13 protein-coding genes are annotated in these 18,955 nt (G+C 68.2%); 8 read left to right on the plus strand and 5 right to left on the minus strand.

What is annotated here, in order from left to right; translation table 11 throughout:
• Positions 1-95: 95 nt before the first annotated feature.
• From QMG73_RS25380 to QMG73_RS25405, 6 genes are read left to right on the plus strand one after another with little or no spacing between them, the layout of a single operon-like run.
• A complete protein-coding gene (locus tag QMG73_RS25380; protein WP_281899700.1) occupies positions 96-788 on the plus strand; it encodes a type II secretion system F family protein in 693 nt (230 codons plus the stop codon).
• Between the two features lie 41 nt (positions 789-829).
• Positions 830-1,015 (plus strand): hypothetical protein, encoded by a 186-nt coding sequence (locus tag QMG73_RS25385; protein WP_281899702.1) that lies wholly within the window; start codon positions 830-832, stop codon positions 1,013-1,015.
• Positions 1,012-1,437 (plus strand): TadE family protein, encoded by a 426-nt coding sequence (locus tag QMG73_RS25390; RefSeq protein ID WP_281899703.1) that lies wholly within the window; start codon positions 1,012-1,014, stop codon positions 1,435-1,437. The genes QMG73_RS25385 and QMG73_RS25390 overlap by 4 nt, the downstream gene beginning before the upstream one ends.
• Complete coding sequence (locus tag QMG73_RS25395; protein ID WP_281899704.1) at positions 1,434-1,865, plus strand: TadE/TadG family type IV pilus assembly protein; 432 nt, start codon at positions 1,434-1,436, stop codon at positions 1,863-1,865. Before QMG73_RS25390 ends, QMG73_RS25395 begins: the two co-directional genes overlap by 4 nt.
• Complete coding sequence (locus QMG73_RS25400) at positions 1,862-2,284, plus strand: pilus assembly protein TadG-related protein (protein WP_281899705.1); 423 nt, start codon at positions 1,862-1,864, stop codon at positions 2,282-2,284. The genes QMG73_RS25395 and QMG73_RS25400 overlap by 4 nt, the downstream gene beginning before the upstream one ends.
• 28 nt (positions 2,285-2,312) lie before the next feature.
• A complete protein-coding gene (locus QMG73_RS25405) occupies positions 2,313-5,813 on the plus strand; it encodes a LysM peptidoglycan-binding domain-containing protein (RefSeq protein WP_281899707.1) in 3,501 nt (1,166 codons plus the stop codon).
• 26 nt (positions 5,814-5,839) lie between these two features.
• On the opposite strand, the gene QMG73_RS25410 is transcribed toward QMG73_RS25405, so the two are convergent.
• The 5 genes from QMG73_RS25410 to QMG73_RS25430 are packed head-to-tail and all read right to left on the minus strand — an operon-like array spanning position 5,840 to position 15,586.
• Positions 5,840-7,393 carry a serine/threonine-protein kinase gene (locus QMG73_RS25410; RefSeq protein ID WP_281899709.1) on the minus strand — a complete coding sequence of 518 codons (1,554 nt, stop codon included), beginning with the start codon at positions 7,391-7,393 and terminating at the stop codon, positions 5,840-5,842.
• A gap of 17 nt (positions 7,394-7,410) precedes the next feature.
• A complete protein-coding gene (locus tag QMG73_RS25415) occupies positions 7,411-10,497 on the minus strand; it encodes a type I restriction endonuclease subunit R (RefSeq protein ID WP_281899711.1) in 3,087 nt (1,028 codons plus the stop codon).
• Complete coding sequence (locus tag QMG73_RS25420; RefSeq protein WP_281899712.1) at positions 10,494-11,663, minus strand: restriction endonuclease subunit S; 1,170 nt, start codon at positions 11,661-11,663, stop codon at positions 10,494-10,496. The genes QMG73_RS25415 and QMG73_RS25420 overlap by 4 nt, the downstream gene beginning before the upstream one ends.
• Positions 11,660-13,621 carry a type I restriction-modification system subunit M gene (locus tag QMG73_RS25425; RefSeq protein ID WP_281899714.1) on the minus strand — a complete coding sequence of 654 codons (1,962 nt, stop codon included), beginning with the start codon at positions 13,619-13,621 and terminating at the stop codon, positions 11,660-11,662. Before QMG73_RS25425 ends, QMG73_RS25420 begins: the two co-directional genes overlap by 4 nt.
• Positions 13,622-13,630: 9 nt before the next feature.
• On the minus strand, positions 13,631-15,586 hold the full coding sequence (locus tag QMG73_RS25430) for an N-6 DNA methylase (protein ID WP_281899715.1): 1,956 nt from the start codon (positions 15,584-15,586) through the stop codon (positions 13,631-13,633).
• A gap of 250 nt (positions 15,587-15,836) precedes the next feature.
• Between QMG73_RS25430 and QMG73_RS25435 the strand changes: the two genes are divergently transcribed.
• Complete coding sequence (locus tag QMG73_RS25435; protein WP_281899716.1) at positions 15,837-18,266, plus strand: AAA family ATPase; 2,430 nt, start codon at positions 15,837-15,839, stop codon at positions 18,264-18,266.
• A complete protein-coding gene (locus QMG73_RS25440) occupies positions 18,263-18,646 on the plus strand; it encodes a hypothetical protein (RefSeq protein WP_281899718.1) in 384 nt (127 codons plus the stop codon). The genes QMG73_RS25435 and QMG73_RS25440 overlap by 4 nt, the downstream gene beginning before the upstream one ends.
• Positions 18,647-18,955: the final 309 nt, after the last annotated feature.

Consider the following 18,955-nt stretch of genomic DNA (forward strand, 5'->3'; position numbering starts at 1 on the left):
TCGCTATCGAGCGTGCAGGCGATCTAACCGGAACCGACCGACCACGCCCGGCGTGTCAGCAAACCCGGTGAACGTTTCTGGTCAGCGCACTAGCTGTGATCGGCGGCCGGTTGCGGGTGCCGCACCGCGAACTCGCTCTGATCGGCCGCAGTCCGGAACGGTACGTCAGCGAGAAGATCGCCTTCACGCTGTTGGGCTTCGTTTTTCCGTCGGTGTTCAGCCTCATTCTCGCCCTGAGCGGCCTGTGGTTCGGCGTCGCGATCCCCGCCGTGGTCGGCGTCCTGCTCGCCGTGCTGTTCTTCTTCCTGGTCGACGTGTCGGTGCGCCAGCGCGCCGCCGAGGCTCGTGAGGAGTTCTCCCGGCACGTCGCCGTCCATCTCGACCTCATCGCGCTGGAGCTGGCCGCCTCCCGCGGCCCTACCGAGGCTCTGGAGCGCGCCGCCGCCGTCGGTGGCGGCTGGGTGTCGCGGCGCATCCGCGAGTCGTTGGAGACTTCCCGGCTGCGGCTGGAACCGCCGTGGGACGGACTCAAAGCCGTCGCGGCCGAGATCGGCGTACCGGACCTCGGCGACGTCGGAGAAATCATGACGCTGGTCGGCGACGAAGGCGCCCAGGTCTACGACACCCTGCGCAGCCGGGCCGAGTCGCTGCGCGCCGCGATCCTGGCCAAGGGGGAAGAGCGGGCCAACACCGCCACCACCGTCCTTTACATCCCCACCAGCCTGCTCGTGTTCGTGCTGTTCATCATCGCGGCGTACCCGTTCCTGGTCCGCCTCGTCACCACCTGAGAGCGTCCCGGCCTCGAACCCGGGAAGAGGGGAGAAGCACGATGCACCAGCTGGTCGGCGCCGCAGTCACCCTGCTGCGCGCGCGTTGGCAGGCAGCGCGCGACGACGACACTGGCGCCACCGCGATTGAGTGGGCGATCTTCGCGCTGCTCGCGATCGCCGTGGCTGGCCTCGTCGCCGGAGCTATCACACTGGCCATCAACAACCGAATCCCCAACATCAAATGATTACGCACGCCGCGCCGCGACTTCGCCTGGCCGGGCCTGGACCGGGCCGGCCGCGCGACCGCGGGTCGGCGTCTATCGAGTTCGCCATCACCGCCACCGCCGTCATGGCCATCATCTTCACCGCCATCCAGGCGTCCACGTACTTCTGGGCGCGCTCGATCGCGCACGCTGCCGCCGCCGAGGCAGCAGATGCCCAACGCGCCTACAACGCCCCAGCGGGCGCGGGCGTCGCCGAAGCGAACGCGTTCACGGCCTCCACCGGCGACGGGCTGACCGATACCACCGTCACCGTCACCACCGACGGCCAGCAGGTCCAGGCCACCGTCACTGGCAAGTGTCTGTCCGTGCTTCCCGGCTTCTGCAACGCGTTCAAGGTCAGCGCGACCGTGCACGGCACCGTGGAACGGGTGACCGCACCATGACCATGCGGCGACATGCGGACCGGGGATCGGCAGCGATCGAGGCGGCGATCATCGCGCCGTGGCTGTTGATTCTGATCGGTGCCGCGATCGTCGGTGGGCGGATCCAGGTCGCGGGTGGCGCGGTCGAAGAGGCGGCCCACGACGCCGCCCGCGCCGCGTCGATCTCACGCACCAAGGCCGAGGCCAGTCAGGCGGCGTACGCCGCCGCCAGCGCCACCCTCAGCCAGGAAGGACTGCATTGCGCCCGCCTCACTGTGGCCGCGAACCTGGCTGGCTTCGACGTACAAATCGGTCAACCCGCCACCGTCAGCGTGTCCGTAACCTGTGTCATCGACTTCAGCGACTTGGCCGCCGACGGCCTACCCGGGTCCAAGACGATCAATTACACGTTTGTCAGCGCGCTCGACAACTTTCGGACAAGATCATGAGCGGCAAATGGAGCCGGCAGGCACCCCGCGACGAGGGCCGTATCTCACTGCTGGTTATCGTCCTGACCTTCGCCGTGCTTGCAATGATCGGGTTGTCCGTTGACGGCGGGGGCAAGGTCCGGGCCCTGCGCCGCGCCGACAACCTCGCCGCCGAAGCAGCCCGCGCCGCCGGGCAGGCCGTCCAAGGCTCGGAGGCAATCCCCGGCGGAGACAAGCTGGTCGACCCCGGGCCGGCGGTCGCCGCCGCACAGATCTACCTGGCCGCCGCTGGCGAGACCGGCGCCGTGGTCGTGTCTCAAGACCGCATGCAGATCACCGTCACCGTCACGATCACCTACACCACGGTGTTCCTGGGCTTGGTCGGCCTCGACACTCTGCCGGCCACCCGGCAGGCAACTGCCGTCCTGGTCGAAACGTAGTGACACGAGACACCGGTAGGGAGGGAGAATGGTGCCGCGCCACACCACGCGGGCTGGACGCCGCGTCGGCCGGGTCCTCGTCGGCTTGGCGGCTCTGGCCGCGCTGGCCGCCCTGCTGGTGGCCGTACCCATGGTGCTGGCGGTCGCGTGGCGTTTCCTAGGTCCGCCGTTTCCGACGCCGCAGGAGCTGACCAGTCCGGACGACGGCACCTTGTTCGTGCGGGTGCTGTGCCTCGTCGGCTGGCTGGCCTGGGCAACCTTCCTCTGGGCGGTGCTCGCCGAGATCCTGGCCGCATGGCGTGGTTGGCGGCTGCCCGGACCGACCTGGCAGCGGCACATCGCCGCCGGCCTGATCGCCGCGATCGCCGCGATGCTCACCTCGCCAGCGATTGCCAGCGCCACCGCCACACCGGTACGCGCGGCCCCCGCAGCGGTCGCCCCGGCGGTCGCCACCGTGTCTGCCGACACTGTCACGACAACCACCACGGCAACGACGGTCGAACCAGTCACGGCGAGCCGCTACATCGAGCACCACGTGCGCCCTGGCGAGCAGATGCCGGCGCTGGCGGAGCGCTACCTCGGCGACAAGTACCAGTGGCATGCCATCGCGGCGGCCACCTACGGACTGGCGCAGCCGGACGGGCGCGTGCTGAACCCTGGCGACACCCGTGTCTACCCAGGCTGGACGGTGCGAATCCCGACCACCACCATCGCGCGGACAGCAGGACTCACCCCGGTCGCCCAAAGCACCACTGTGGACGCTCCGGTTACCGCGCTGGTGTACGAGGTCGCCGAAGACGACTGGATGTGGTTCATCGCCGAACGGTTCCTCGGCGACCCCGAGCGATACACCGAAATCCGGGATCTCAACCCGAAGTACGAGAAGCGCGATGGCCGCTTCCCTGACCTGATCCTTGCAAACGACCGGCTTGTACTCCCCAACGAAGCACGCGACCGTGGTCCCCGCACGCACGCAACCGGCACCATCGTCAGCCCCGCGCCACCGTCCACAGGCGCCGTACCAGGCGGCCCGCCTTCGGCCGGCGGCGCCGGCCCAGGCGCACCGAGCACCGCCCCGACCGCGCCCAGTCCTTCGGCCAGCCGGCGCCCCACAGCCACCACCAGCCCGAGCGCGACCGCAAGCCCCACCCGAGGCGCGGCCAGCACCGGCCAGGCCGTCCCCGAGCGCACCCCGGCACCACAGGCTGCCACGCCGGACGGTCACCAACCCGGTGAGGACGACAGCATGCTCGACAACGCGCTCCTGATAGGCGTTCCGCTGTTCGGCGCCGGTCTGCTCGCCGCGCTGCTGCTGACCGTGCTGCGACGCAACCGGCGCCGCCAGGAGCAGCACCGCCCCGTCGGCCGCCGCCTTCCCACACCCGTCGAACCGAAGGCGGAGACACAACTACGCGTAGTCGCTCAACCTGTCGCTGTCGAACGCCTCGACCACGCACTGCGTGTGCTCGCCGCTGGCCTCGCCGACCGCCCGACCGAACGTATGCCCGACATCGTCGGCGCCTGGCTACACGGCGACACCGTCAACCTGCTGCTCACCCAACCCTGCTCCGACCCGCCGGCTCCATGGGGCGGCAACCAGCTCAACTGGACGCTGCCTGGCGACATCGACCTGCCTGACAGCGATGGGCAACTCGCTCCGCTACCGACTCTCGCCGCCGTCGGTTCCCGGCCGGGCATGCACCTACTGCTCGACCTGGAGCGGCTCGGCGTACTCGCCGTCACCGGCGACCAAGATCGAGCCGACGATCTGCTCCGGTACCTCGCCGCGGAGTTGGCGTGCAACGCATGGAGTGACCACGTCGAGATCACCGTCGCCGGGTTCGACGCAGCCGAGACCGGCGAACTCATCGCGTTGGGCGGTGACCGTATCGAGGCCGCTCCGAATATCGGCGTGGCCATCGAACGCATCCGCCGCCGCGCGTCGCAAGTGGTCCAGTCATTGGACCACCTCGACGCGGGCGACCCGCTTGCCGGACGGATCGCTGACATCGCCGCCGATGCCTGGATGCCGCAGGTCCTGCTGGCCAAAGCCCCCGGCCCGGACGAGATCGCCGCGCTGGAAGCCCTCGACAGCGACCTGTCCGCAGCCGGCCGCTGCGCGGTTGCCGTCGTGGTCACGACCGCGCGGAACGTCGGCCGCTGGCCCATCTCCGTCGACGCGAACGGTCGGCTTACCATCCCGTTCCTCGGCATGACCGGCGACGACGCAAGCCTCACCACCGCCGGGCTGCCCCGGACGGAACTCTGCAACCTCGCCGACCTGCTCGACACCGCCCGCCGCCACACCCCCCAGCCTGATCCGGCCCACGGAGCCAACGCTGACGAGGGAACCGGCTGGCCGCGAGTGCCTGCCGCGCCGGAGGTCGAGCCGTGGGCAGCGGGCACCGACGCCGCTGGCGGGCTGCTCCACGAACCGGTCGGCGAGGCTTCCTCCACCACTGAGGCCCGCCGGCCAGACGCGTACGGTCTCACCGACGACGAGCGCCCTGCGGGAGTACCGCAGGAGCCCGAACCAGCGGCCAACCCCATACCGCCGCCGCCCCACGCGGGCGCGGAGACCAGCAGAACCGTCGACGAGGCCGCCCGAGTGCCGACAGTCCTGCCATTGGATGGCAGCCAAGGCCCAGCGCGCAAGACGGTCACCGCGCCGGCCCGCCGCCGCCACAGTGACCCAACCCTGGACGCCGACCTCGGTGCCTGGATCGACGCTGATCCCACCCGCCCGAGGATCGCCATCCTCGGACCCGCCACAGTCGAAGCTTCCGGCCACCAACCGTCGGAACGGCTGCGCTTCTACGCCGAGATCATCATTTACCTCGCCGCCCGCGGTGCTCGCGGCGCCACCGCCGACCAGTTCGATGAGGCGCTGTGGCCAGGACAGCAACCCCAGGCAACCAGCCGCCGAGTCGCCGTCGCACGAGCCCGCCGCTGGCTCGGCGTAACAACCGACGGCGAGCCGTGGCTGCCCGACGCCACCACCGACCGCCGGTACCACCTACGCGACGGATACCTTCTCGACTGGCACCTGTTCCGGCGGCTACGCAGCTGCGGCGAGGCACGCGGACCAGCCGGCGCCGGAGATCTCCGCCAAGCCCTCGCCCTCGTACGTGGAGCGCCGCTGGCCGGGGCCGACATCGCGTACTCCCCGGTCGCCCGCAACCCGTATCCATGGCTACCCAAGTCCGAAATCACTCCCTACCACCTCGCTGCGGCGGTAGTGGACACCGCACACCGCTTCGCGGAGCTGTGCCTCGACGCTGGCGACCTTCCCGATGCCCGGTGGGCCGTCGACCAGGCATGGCTCGCCGACCCCGACCGCAGCAGCGACATCACCTGGCGCGACCTCCTGCGCGTCGCCGCAGCCGAAGGAAACACCGCCGAACTCGAACAGATACTCGGCGAGCTGATCCGCGTCCGCGAAGCCGAAGTCCCCGAAGACCTCGACAAGGAGACGTACCGTCTGCTGTGCGACCTGATGCCCGACCGCATGCGCGCAGGCGTGCGGTAACCCGTCTACCCGAGTTGCGACATCGTTCACCGACCGCGCTGTTCACCTCGGATGTGGGCGATGCGCCGGTCCAACGTGTTCACGTGGACCGAGTCCGGCCCGTACTCGGCGACCAGGCCGGGCCGTAGCGCCTCCAGCAGCCGCAGACCATCGATCGCACGACCAGCCGCAGGTAACAGCATGCCGAGCCGGTACGTCGCGTCCCGGAACAGCGGGTCGTATGGCTCGGTGCGGTCCAGGAAGAGCTTGAGCGAGGTGATGGCTGGTTCGACGTTTCCGGTTTCGGCGTGGCTGACGCCGGCGTAGTAGTGCAGGATCGCGCTGTCCGGGCTGTCGTCGAGCTTGGGCAGGATCTCGTCCAGGATGGCGGCGACCCGCCGGAACTCATCGGCGAACCACAGGGTGGATACCAGCACGACCTGCATATCCAGCTTGAGGTCCGGTTCTGCGGCCGCTCGGACGACGGCCTCGTCGAGCAGGTCGATGGCGTGCTGGAACTGTGATTCCCGCACCAGGTTCGCGACCCGTTCCCGGATGTCGTCGGCCTCGTCCATGCTCAGCGGTGCTACTGCCCGTGGCGCCTGCCGGGCGGCGGGCGTGCTGCGGCGGGACGCTGGGGCGAGCGGGCGGACGAATGGCCGGCGAGGGTCGCGGCCGCTCGCGTCGGTTGCCGCGTCGGGGTGAGCAGCGAACGGAAGCAGGGTCTCGTAGACGGCCGTCGCGGCGGGCCGGTCGGTCGGCCGTTTCGCCAGCATCGCCGCGATCAGGGCGTCGATGTCGGCAGGTACGTCTGGATGGACGGCGCGTGCCGACGGGGCGGGGGCGTTGATGTGTTGGTCCTGATAGGACCGGTTCGTCGTCTCGACGAACGGGACCCGGCCGGTGAGGGTCTCGTACAGCACGCAGCCGAGGGCGTACACGTCGCTGGCGGGTCCGACCGGGTTGCCGACCACCTGCTCCGGCGGCATGTATGGCGGGCTGCCGACGGTCATGCCGACTTGGGTCAGCTTCGGCAGGGCACTCGCGCCGCGGAGGATGGCCACGCCGAAGTCGAGCACCTTCACGAGCCCGCCGTCGGTGACCATCAGGTTGGCCGGTTTGATGTCGCGGTGGACGACGTCGACCCGGTGTACGTCGACCAGGGTGGCGGCCACCTGCGCGGCGATCGCCGCTGCCCAGGAGACGGGCCAGGGCTCAGCCGCGTAGTCACGGGAGTCGATCATCTCGGTCAGCGTCTGCCCGTACACCAGTTGCATGACCAGGTAGATCCGGCCGGTGGTCTCTTCGACGCCGAAGTCGTACACGGCAGGTATGCCTGGCAGTTCGAGTCGCGCGGTGGTGCGGATCTCTCGCAGGAACCGTTCCCGGTCCGCTGCCGCGGCCTTGGCGAGGGCGGCGCCTTCGGCGTCGCCGAGGTCGACCGGCGTCGCGGGCGCGTTGCGCATGAGCTTGATCGCGACCCGGCGGTCCAGATGCTGGTCGTAGCCGCTCCAGACGGCGCCCATGCCGCCGCTGCCGATGGGCGCGTCGACTCGGTAACGGTCCCCGAAGACCCATTCTTCATCCGACACGTCGGTCACTGCCACCTCCCGGCCGGTCACCCTTCTACGGCGTCGCGGGCGACCTGGGTGCGTAGCTTACGCAACGCTTCGGTCCGAGAGGGGCTCAAAATCAAGTCGTACGCACGGCGCCGCGCCTCCTGCTTGACCGCGGCCTGGAATTCCGGATTGTCGAAGTACCGGCCGACGAACGTGGTGTTGCGGTCGTGGTTGCGGGCCACGATGTTGTCGAGTTCCGGGTCCGCGACCTGGCCGAAGCGGGCGATGTCGTTGTTCAGCGCGACCTGCTGCATGTTCTCGTCCTCGGCCAGCGAGATGATCTGCTGTACCAGCAGGATCTGGTCGGAGGTGCTGAGGTCGTAGCCGAAGCGCTGGTTCAGCTCCTCGATCACCTCGCTGAGCGGTTGCTCCTCGACCTCGCGGGCCGCCCCGCCGTCGGGTGAAAAGCCGGGGATGAGGTGGGCGCCGGACGGCTGCAGCGACAGGTTCTCCTCGGCCAGCTTGTTGATGCGCAGGTGGCTCAGTGTCGTCTCGCCGATGTCCACGCCCGCGCCGGGCTCGCGGGGCAGGCGCCGTGTCAGGAATCGGCTGTACAGGTAGAGCCGCTCCAGGTCCGGGTCGGCGTAGCCGATGACCTGGGCCAAGAAGCCGTACGCGCGGACGTAGTCGTTGATCGACGACCGGAACTCCTCGGCCCGGTCCCGGTCCTGCTTCGCCAGCTCGGTGAAGCGGTCGACGGCCGGCTGAAGGAAGCGGTACAGCTCCGCGTGTGCACCGTCCAACTGTCCGGTGCTCTCGGCGGTGAGCAGCGCTGCCGCGAACGAGTCCATTTCGGACTCGACGAGGAGCTGGTGGTCCATCACCTCGCGCTGCTTGTCGTAGAGCAGGTTAGGGTCGGTCGGTTCGGTGATGGTGGTTTCGAAGTACGGCTTGAACGCCTTCTGGATGTCCTGCGCCTTGTTCGCCAGGTCCAGCACGAACACGTCGTCCTGCGTCTTGTCGGGGTGGGTGCGGTTGAGCCGGGACAGTGTCTGAACAGCGGCGACGCCGGCGAGCGGCTTGTCCACGTACATCGCGGCCAGCAGCGGCTGGTCGAAGCCGGTCTGGTACTTCTCGGCGACGACGAGGATGCGGTACTCGGTCTGGTTGCGCGCTGCGGCCTGCGGATCGTCCACTTTGGTGTAAGCGAATGCTTCTGGCAGTGCCGCCTCCGAGACGCCGTTCAATCTCGGCTCGGTGTAGTCGATGTCTTTGAGTGTCAGCGTGCCGGAGAACGCAACGAGCGGCGCGCAGTCGGTGATGCCACGCTTGTCGAGGTACCTGCGCAGCGCCTGGTACAGCTTCAGCGCGTGCTCCCGGGACCGGGTCACCACCATCGCCTTGGCCCGGCCGCCGATCCGATCGGCGACCTCGTTACGGAAGTGCTCGATGATGATCTGCGCCCGCTGGTCCTGCGACTCGGGGTGCAGCTCGGCGGCCCGTACCAGCTTCGCCTTCGCCTTTTTCGGATCGACCTCCGGGTCGGCCGTTTCGGTGGCCTCCACCGCCGCGTTCGCCAGCCGCCATCGCGCCTCGTACGTGATGTAATTGCGCAGCACGTCCAAGATGAAGCCCTCGTCGATGGCCTGCCGCATCGAGTAGACGTGGAACGGCTCGTCCCGGTCGGTGTCCGGGTTGCGGGTGCCGAACAGTTCCAGCGTCTTCTGCTTCGGCGTGGCGGTGAACCCGAAGAACGACAGGTTGCCGTGCCGGCCGCGGGCCAGTGCGGAGGCGGTGAGCAGGTCACCGTCGTCGTCGATATCGTCCGAGCCCGACCTGCCGAGCGCCTTCTTCAACGCGCTGGCGGATTCCCCAGACTGCGACGAGTGCGCCTCGTCGATAATCACCGCGTAGCGCCGTTCGCCAAGCTTGGACACCTTGTCCAGCACGAACGGGAACTTCTGCAACGTCGTGATGATCACCCGCGCGGCGGACCCGGTCAGCGCGTCGGCGAGCTGCTGGGAATCTTCGTCGATCTTCCGGACGACGCCGGCCACGTGGTCGAACTGGTAGATCGTGTCCTGCAACTGCCGGTCCAGCACGACCCGGTCGGTGATGACGATAGCCTTGTCGAAGACCGGCTTGTTGTCCGCATCGTGCAAAGTGGACAGACGGTGTGCCAGCCAAGCGATCGTGTTCGACTTGCCGGAGCCGGCTGAGTGCTCGATCAGGTAGTTGTGCCCGGCGCCCTCGCAGCTGGCGTGCGCGGTCATCCGGCGCACCGCGTGCCACTGGTGGTAGCGCGGGAAAATCAGCGGGCTGGTGTGAGGGTTGGCCTTACCCTTCTTCGGCACGGCGACATGCACGAAGCGTTGCAGCAGCTCCAGGAAGTTGTCCCGCTGCCATACTTCCCGCCACAGGTACGAGGTCTGGTAGCCGTCCGCTGGCGCGGGCGGATTCCCGGCGCCGCCGGACACACCCGGCCCATTCGAGCCGACGTTGAACGGCAGGAAGCGGGTCGCTTTCCCAGCCAGCCGGGTAGTCAGGAACACCAGGTGCGGGTCCACGGCGAAATGCACGAGGGTACGCCGCGCGAAGATGAGTTCCTTCGCGTCGCGGTCTTCGCGGTACTGCTGCTTCGCCTTCTCGACGTCCTGCCCGGTCAGAGTGTTCTTTAGCTCGGCGGTGGCGATCGGGATGCCGTTGACGAACAGTGCCAGGTCCAGCTCGTCGCCGCTCTTGTCGGAGTACCGCAACTGCCGGACCACGGTGAGTTGGTTGCCGCGGTACTCATCCAGCGCACCGGCCGCGAGGGTGTGACCGGGCCGGAAGTAGCAGAGCTGGATGGTGACGCCGCGGTCCTTGACCCCGTTGCGCAGCACATCCAGTGCACCTCGCTTGTCGATCTCGGCAGCGACGCGCTTGGCCAACTCGTGCTGCGCGGTGGGCAGATCGCCGTACGCGTTGACGAGCTTGTCCAGCGCCGGCTTCTGCGTCCTTCCAACGAAGGTGTCTAGCTCGCCGGTGTCGAGGCCGAGGTCGGGCCGGTAGCCGCCCTTGGTAAGTCCGCGAACCCAGCCGTTGTCGAGCACCTCGTCCACAATGGCCTTCTCGAACGCGTCTTCCTTATAGACATTCGCGTTCATGACAGATCGGCTCCCCTCCCGGTCGTCACATCGAACTGCCCGGTCACCGCCGCCGTAATCAACGCCTGCCGCCGCTCAGCCAACAGCTCCAACTGCCGCCCAATCGGGCTGCGCAAGCGCAGGGTCGACTTGATACCAATTTCCAGATTCTTGATTCGTTGTTGCTTTTCGGCATCGTCAAATACTGGCACCGGAACCGATCTCAACCTGTCGGCTTTAATTCCTAGCGCAGTCGATCCTGTTGCACGCCTTAGGAGTTCCGACTTCCCTAAGGGAGATCGAAAATACCAGTAAATCCAATGAGCGTCCAGGGCCTGATGTGGACGTATGAGGATGATTCGTTGAGCCAGCGCGACAGCAGGATCATTCAGTATCGCAACCTCACCCAACGGTGCCTCTGTTGTTAGCAAGACGTCCCCCGAACGAGGAAGGCCGCGTCGCATCCAGCTATCGTAGTCATTCTCACTAATGAATTCAGGCGAGCGACCATAATCCACACGACCGTTGAAGATATTGCCGGCCGTTATAAGCGGCACACCATGCTCGGTCTTCGTCGGTGTGGCGCCGCGGTAGTCGATCCATTTTGCTACAAGACGCCTGATTTGTCTTGAATGGTCACCATCACGGAAGACGTTGTCGATCGTCGTCCGATCCCGCTCGTCTAGGAGCGACAAGGCATCGATCATTGAGGCGCGCAGTCGGTCGATGCGGGCTGTTTCAGTGTCGAGGAAGTGGGCGATCCGTCGCTGCTCCTGGAATGACGGCAACCATAGCGGGCACTCAGCTATTGCATCCCAAGACGTCCTCGGCATTTTGGACCCGTATGAAGTCATTTCGGCCCACTCCAGCCACGGACGTGAGAGTGTCATGTAGAGAAGGTATCTTGGCTCCATTTGCGGAGTGGGCCTGAGTACCAGCAGTTCACCCGTCCCTGTGCCGGGCCTATCTGCCATGAGTGACTTTGCAAGATACGGACGCAGTTTGCTGAAGAGGACGTCGCCTTTTTGGTGACGTAGGCTGTCCGTCGCGCTCTTGATCGGCAGCTCATCTGCGCTCAGTCGGCCCGCATTTCCTTCGATCGACTCTAGCCCGACAAAGGGTTGAGGTGATCCGTCCGACTTCTCGACAATGTTTCGAACCACGTGCCTCATACGTAGTTGCCTCATGAAGTCACCTCGCTCAGCAGGGCCTGGATCTGAGCTTCGAGGTTGCGGAGTTCGGTGTCGATTTCGGCGAGGGGCCTAGGCGGCTTGTAGACGTAGAAGTGGCGGGTGAAGGGGATCTCGTACCCGATCTTGGTCTTGGTCTCGTCGATCCAGGCGTCAGAGACGTGTGGGTGGACCTCGTGTTCGAAGTACTCGTGGATGTCCTGCTCCAGCGGAACGTTCTCGTAGTCGCGCAGGTCGGGGTCCGGCTGCACCGCGCCCTTGACCTCCTGCAACTCCCCTTCCGGGTCGGCCACCGCGACCCCATCCATCACCGCCTTCGCCGGGGCGCCGGTCGGCCACAGCACTCCACCGGCGGCAGCCGCCTGCTGCAGCGCGTCCTTCGCGTCCGCACCCGTGCGCCACACCGTGCCCAGCAGCGGCTTGAACGCGTCCAACAGCGACTCCCGGTGCGCCCACTTGGCGAGCGGCTTGCTCTCGGCGAGCGCTGCGAGCGTCTCCTCCGTGATCTCGAAGCGGAGCTTGAGGGGTCGTTCCACCGTGATGCGCCGGTAGCCGAAGTCGGTGGTACGGAAGACCTTCACCTTGGCGTGGTCGGAATGGGACTCGTCGGCCGCGATGGTCAGTGCCTCGCCGTAGAGCCGGGTGATGTACGCGATCTGCTCGTCGGAGATCATCTTGCGCTTGTCGCCGAGGCTCTTGCGCATCTTGATCCACTGGTCGCGGGCGTCGAGCAGGATCACCTTGCGCCGGAGGCTGGCCGGCTTGCGGTTGGACAGGATCCAGAAGTACGTGGAGATGCCGGTGTTGTAGAACAACTGGTCCGGCAGCCCGACGATGCCCTCCAACAGGTCGTTCTCCAGGATCCAGCGCCGGATGTTCGACTCGCCGGACTCGGCGGCTCCGGTGAAGAGGGGGGAGCCGTTGAAGACGATGGCGATGCGGGAGCCGCCTTTGTCTGGTGGCTCCATTTTGGAGATCATGTGCTGGAGGAAGAGGAACGACCCATCGTTGATACGCGGCAGGCCAGCGCCGAAGCGGCCCGCGTGCCCGACCTTCGCCTCGTCTTCGACGGCGTCCTTGACCTTCTTCCACTCCACGCCGAACGGTGGGTTCGCCAGCATGTAGTCGAACCGCTTGTCCTCGTGGCCGTCCTCGCTGAACGAGTTGCCCAGGTAGATGTTCGACGGGTCCTGGCCCTTGAGCATCATGTCGGAGCGGCAGATCGCGTACGACTCGGCATTCAGCTCCTGGCCGAAGAGGTGTATCCGGGCGTTCGGGTTGAGCGAGGTGATGACATCCTCTGCGGCTGACAGCATGCCGCCGGTGCCGCAGGCAGGGTCGAGCACGTTGATGACCGGTGCTCCGGTGAGGTGTTCGCTGTCCTGGCCGATGAGTAGGTTCACCATCAGCTGGATGACCTCGCGCGGGGTGAAGTGCTCACCGGCTGTCTCGTTGGAGATTTCGGAGAAGCGCCGGATCAGTTCCTCGAAGACGTACCCCATCTGGTGGTTGTCGACCTTCTTGGGGCTGAGGTCGATGTCGCGGAACTTCTGGACCACGGGGTAGAGCAGCTTGGCTCCCCGCAAGCGGGCGATCTGCGTGTGGAACTCGTACTTGTCGATGATTTCGCGGGCGTTGGGGGAGAAGCCGTTGATGTAGTCGATGAGGTTCTTCTCCACGTCCGGTGCGGAGGCGCCGATGGTGGCGAAGTCCTGCATCGACGTGTTATAGAACGGCAGGCCGGCGGCGATCCGCAGCAACTGGTCCTTGTTGGCCATCTTCAGGGCGGCGTCCCGTTCCCACACCTGTTCCCGGGTCGGCGCCATGACGCAGTCCAGCCGGCGTAGCACGGTCAACGGCAGCATGACCTTGCCGTACTCGGACCGCTTGTAGTCGCCGCGCAGCAGGTCCGCGACCTGCCAGACGAGGCCGACCAACTCCTGATGGGTGCTCACGTCAACAGCTCACTTTCGGGTTTGCGGTTGGGGTGGTTCGGATGGCAGCAGCAGGCCGGTGGTCAGGCCAGCAGCGAGGCTGTGGGCGACGTCTTCGGCGAGCCGGCTGGTCGTCTCCGCAACCGCGCGTAGGTCGTGGACGCGGCGGAAGGCGAGGCCGTACTGACGTTGTTCGGGCAGGGCCATGATGGGCACGCGGAGGCGGCGGACGTCGACGCGCACGACGGAGCTGCCGCTGGTCGCCGCGCTGACGTTCTCCTGGGCGCTGAGGAAGCCGGCGAGGAACCATGGGTCCAGGCGTTCCGGGTCGGGGCGCAGCGCCAGGCGCTGGCGGCCGAGCGCGGTGCCGCCCTCGTCTGCGCCGGCCACCCGCGCCTCGTACGAACCGGCGAACAGTTCGGGCAGGAGGATGTCGCCGGGCTGGATGTCGACCGGAGTCGCGCCGCTGGCGGGTACAGCGCGCCGCATCGTGAGGGCGCCACCGCGCAGCAGGTCCGCCACCGTGGTGGTGCGCCAGGTCTGGGGCTGGTCGCCGGCCGGCGACCATGGCGCGTCGTCCGCGGCCGCTTCGGCAAGGGCGTTCGCCGCGCGTCGCAGGTCGGCTCGTGTACGCCGGACGGCCCGTGCGTGGTCGGCGGGTCGCACGGCGGTCGGGGCGGATTGAACGTGGCGGGCCGGTGTGAGGTCTACCGGGCCGGCGAGCAGGTCGATCACCGGCACCGCGCGGGTCAACGACGGTACCGCGGCGAAGGTGCCGTCGTTGTAGTCCCACCAGGCGGTGGACGCGGTGTCGCGGACAGCGTCCCAGCCGTCCACCTTTCGGCGGGCGGCGTCGACCAGCAGCACGGTCTCCGGCGGATCGGCGCCGGGGGCGGGCCGGGTCAGCAACCACAGGTGCAGGCCGACGTGTGCGGGCGGCGCGGCGCCGGCAGGTAGGGCGATCACTGCGCGCAGGGCACCGCCGCGGATGAGTTCGGCCCGCAGCCGCCGGCCCGGCGGGCGCTCGGCCGCCGCCGGTGGCATCAGCAGTACGGCATACCCTCCGGGCGCGATATGGGCGAGGCAGTGCTGGACCCATGCCAGCTCCGGCTCACCTTTGGGCGGCAGGCCGTACGCCCAGCGGGGGTCGTAGGCCAACTCGTCGTGCCCCCAGTCACGGTTGCCGTACGGGGGGTTGCACAGCGCCGCGGCCGTGGTGAGGGTGGTGAACGCGTCGGCGCGGAGGCTGTCGCCGGCCCGGATGTCGGTCGTTTCCGGCCCGGCCGCGATGTCGAGCCTAGCTGCGGCCTGTGCGGCCTGGCCGGGATTCAGGTCCTGCCCGTACGCGCGCCGGGCGCCGAGCCGGAGCGCGGCGTCGAGTAGTGTCCCGACGCCGCAGGCCGGGTCGTATACATCGGACGGGTACGCCCGCGGTCGGCCGAGCAGGCTTGCCATGAGTTCCGCGACGGGGGCCGGTGTCCGGTAGTTGCCCGTGGTGCGCTCGTCCGCGCCGTGTTCGGCGAGGACGTCGGTGGCGACCACCGGACCATCCTTCTGTACACACCGCAGCAGCGCACGGAGCAACACGGCCTCGTCAGCACCTCGGGGGACCGCACCGGGGCTCGGCGCCAGCGTGGCCGCTCGGGTGGCCAGGTCGTGGTCGGGCAGAGTCGCGAGGTCGTCGAGTGCTGACCGGTCGAGGCGGTGCGCGGCCACGACCAGCGCCAGCAGGCTCTCTGTCGAGGAGTCGGGGCGAGCGCGTAGTGCGGCGCGCAGGTCGTCGACGGCGGCGCCGGTTGGCAGCAGGCCGCGGGCGTCGAGCCAGGCGCGTACCGCGTCCAGGTCATACGCGGGACTGCTGTCGGTGCCACCGGCGGGCGCGGGAAAGTCCAGGTGGCGTCGTCGCCAGTTGCTGACCGTCGCCCGAGTCACCCCGGCCAGGCGGGAGATCTCGGCGGCGGTAACTAGCGCCGGGGGCGACGGCATCGGCGGCTCCTGTCAAAAGGGTACGACCGACCCTACCGTACGCGAGCCTCTCACTCAATATGGCGATTGACAGTGCTTTCAGTCGGTGCTGTACTCGGTTAGCGCCGCGTGACCCCACCTTGCCGTGCCGTCGCGCGACAAGGCGTCCGCTTTACAGACGCCCACCGCACCTGTCCGCCCGATGCCTGCACCCGTTCGCCTGACCCCATTCGGGGTCCGGCGGCGCGGTGCGTTCTCAATGGAGGCCCACATGACCGCCGTACGCACAGACACCGTCGACCAACTCGTCCTTGATCGGCTCGATCGTTCGGCGCTACCCGAGGCCGCCGCGAACCTCCTCTACGCCGCCCTGCTCGGCCCGGATGAGTTCGCCGAGGCGCTCGGCGGGACCGCGCCGACCCGGCCGGAGCCGCCACCCGAACCTCCCCAGCAGCCCGGCGAAGCCGAGGAACGGAAAGGCACGTACCTGTCCTCTGTGGAGGTGACGGGATTTCGCGGCGTCGGCCCGACGGCGCGACTCGATCTCACGCCCGCGCCCGGCCTGACGATCGTGACCGGCCGCAACGGCTCCGGAAAATCCAGCTTCGCCGAGGCGGTCGAGCTGGCGCTCACCGGAGACAACCGCCGCTGGTCCGGCCGCACCCAGGTCTGGAAGGACGGTTGGCGGAACCTGCACGTCACCGATGACCCCACGATCGTGGTGCAACTGGGCGTGGAGGACCACCGCAACGGCGCCACGGTGCGGCGGCAATGGCCCACCGGCGCCGACCTGGACGCGGGCCGGTCGTCCTTCCAGCTGCACGGCCGGCCGCGACAGTCGATCGCCGAATCGGGCTGGCAGGCACCATTGGAGCTGTACCGTCCGTTCCTCTCGTACGCGGAACTGGGCGGGCTGCTAAGCGGCCGCCCCAGCGACATGCACGACTCGTTGCAGAGCATCCTCGGGCTCGAACGGCTCGTCGATCTGGAGACGATGCTCAAGCAGGCCCGCAAGGCAGCCGACGGGCAGCGCAAGGCCGGCGCCGCGCTGCTGCCCGCCCTGCGCGACACACTCGCCGCACACCCCGACGCTCGGGCCCGCGCCGCCGAGCAGGCGCTGTCCGACCTCGGGGAGCTGGCACTCATCGGGTACGCCGACGATGTCGCGGATGACGAGGTGGCCCTCCCGCTGCGCCAACTCGACGCGCTGCAGCTGTCCGCCCGCGCCGACCTAGTAACGCTGCTGGACGGGCTGCGCGCGGCGCAGGCGCGGATCGAGGATCTGGCGGGTACCCCGGCCGAGGACGCGCGCGCCGTCGCCCGCCTGCTTCAGCAGGCGTTGCAGCACCACCGTGCCCATCCCGACCAGGCGTGTCCGGTGTGCGGGGGGCGCACCCTGGATGACACGTGGGCGGCCGAGGCCCGCGCGGAGCAGCAGCGGCTGACCACCCAGGCCGAGTCGCTGGAAGCCGCACACCAACAGGTGCGGGCCGGCTGGGCGGCGCTGCGAACGTGGGTACCGCCACTGCCCGCGGCCGACGTCGCGGGGATGGCTGAGACCGTCGCAGCGGCCAAGCGCTGGGCGGACGCGATCGCCGCGCAACGCCTCGATGAGCTGCTGGCCGCCCACGACACCCTGGAGGAGGCGCTGCGGTCAGCGCAGGCCGCGGCTCGCACGGTGATCACCCAGCGCCGGCAGGCGTGGCGGCCGGTCGTCGAGCAGATCTGGCAGTACGTCGCGGCCGAACAAGCCAGCCGACAGGCCACCGCTAATCATGCCGCCCTCCAGAAGGCCATCACCTGGTTGCGGGAGACAGGGGAGGAGATCCGCAACCAGAAGCTCGCACCGATCGCGGACGCGGCCACGGAGATCTGGAACACTCTCCGCCAGGAAAGCAACGTGGAGCTGGGCGGCATCCGCCTCGCCGGTACCGGCACATCCCGCAGGGTCGCCCTGGACGCCACAGTGGACGGCGCGGCCTGCGCGGCGCTTGGCGTGATGAGCCAGGGTGAGCTGCACTCGCTGGCGCTGGCGCTGTTCCTGCCCCGAGCCACCATGCCCGAGAGCCCGTTCCGCTTCCTGCTCATCGACGACCCGGTGCAGTCGATGGATCCGCTCAAGGTGTACGGCCTCGCCCAGGTGCTCGACCGCGTCGCCCGTACCCGTCAGGTCGTGGTCTTCACCCACGACGACCGGTTGCCGGCGGCTGTGCGTCACCTCGGCCTACAGGCCCGGATCCTGACTGTCAGCCGGCTGGCCCGCTCGCAGGTCGTCGTCTCCGATGACAAGGACGGTGACCCGGCCCGTCGCTACCTTCAGGACGCCCGCGCCATCGCCGCCGACGATAAGCTGGACGAGCCGGTACGCGTCCTGGTGGTGTGCAACCAGATCCGCGACGCCCTAGAGTTCGCCTGTCACGAGGCCATACGGGTCCGCGACTTCCACGCCGGCCGGCCAATCGCCGACACCGAGGCCGATCTGGCCGGCGCGAAGTCACTTCACGACGCACTGCGGCTCGCGCTGCTGCACGGCAGCCGGCAGACCAGCGACTACCAGGCCGCGCTGAGCAGCCTCGACCCCGCCGCACCGCGCGTCGTACGCGCCGCCAACAAGGGGGTCCACGGCCAGCCCGCCGGTGGCGGGCTACACGCGCTCATCGACGACGCCGAACGGGTCGTCCGGAAGCTGAGGCCACGGTGACGGCGCCGGCTCCCCGCACGCTGCTGGACTTCGCCCGCACGCTGCTCGCGGCACCGCCAACCAGCCTGCGTCGCAGCTGGCCGAGGGCCTGCGCGGCTCTCACCCGGCTCGCGCTGGAGCAGGCGATGCGGCGGTACTGGGAGCAGCATCGGGCGCAATGCCTGGTTGGGCGGCCGATGCGGCACCAGTTGCTCGCGTTGCCCGTCCTCGCTGACCGCGACACCGCCGCGCTGGCGACCTCCGCGTGGCATGGGCTGTCTCGTGCCATGCACCACCACACGTACGAGCTGCCCGCGACCGTCGCTGAGCTTCAGGGATGGCTGAAGGATACGGCGACGATGATCGACCGGCTGACTGCAATGTCCGGAGGAGATCTGTGATCCATCGGTTGTCTATCCATCCACGTCGGACTGTCCATTTGGATAGTCGGTTGATCGCCGGGCAGGTGATCGAAATCTAGGGCGACGAACCCGCACCACTGCTAACATATGGGTCCAGAAGGGTTGGCTTGTCGTCCGCTACCCGACTACAAGTGCCCGGTCAGGGTTTCGCCGCCGTACGTTCGTGCGAAGGCGTCTGTGCGGACGCGTGGAACCACGACGGCTCGCCTGCCTAGTGGGGTCGGTTGAGCGTCACCGGAGGTAGGTAACGCCCACTCGGCCATCGACACTCTGCTGAATTGACTGTCC

It is taken from the genome of Phytohabitans aurantiacus (genome assembly GCF_027923225.1).
GTDB lineage: Bacteria > Actinomycetota > Actinomycetes > Mycobacteriales > Micromonosporaceae > Phytohabitans > Phytohabitans aurantiacus.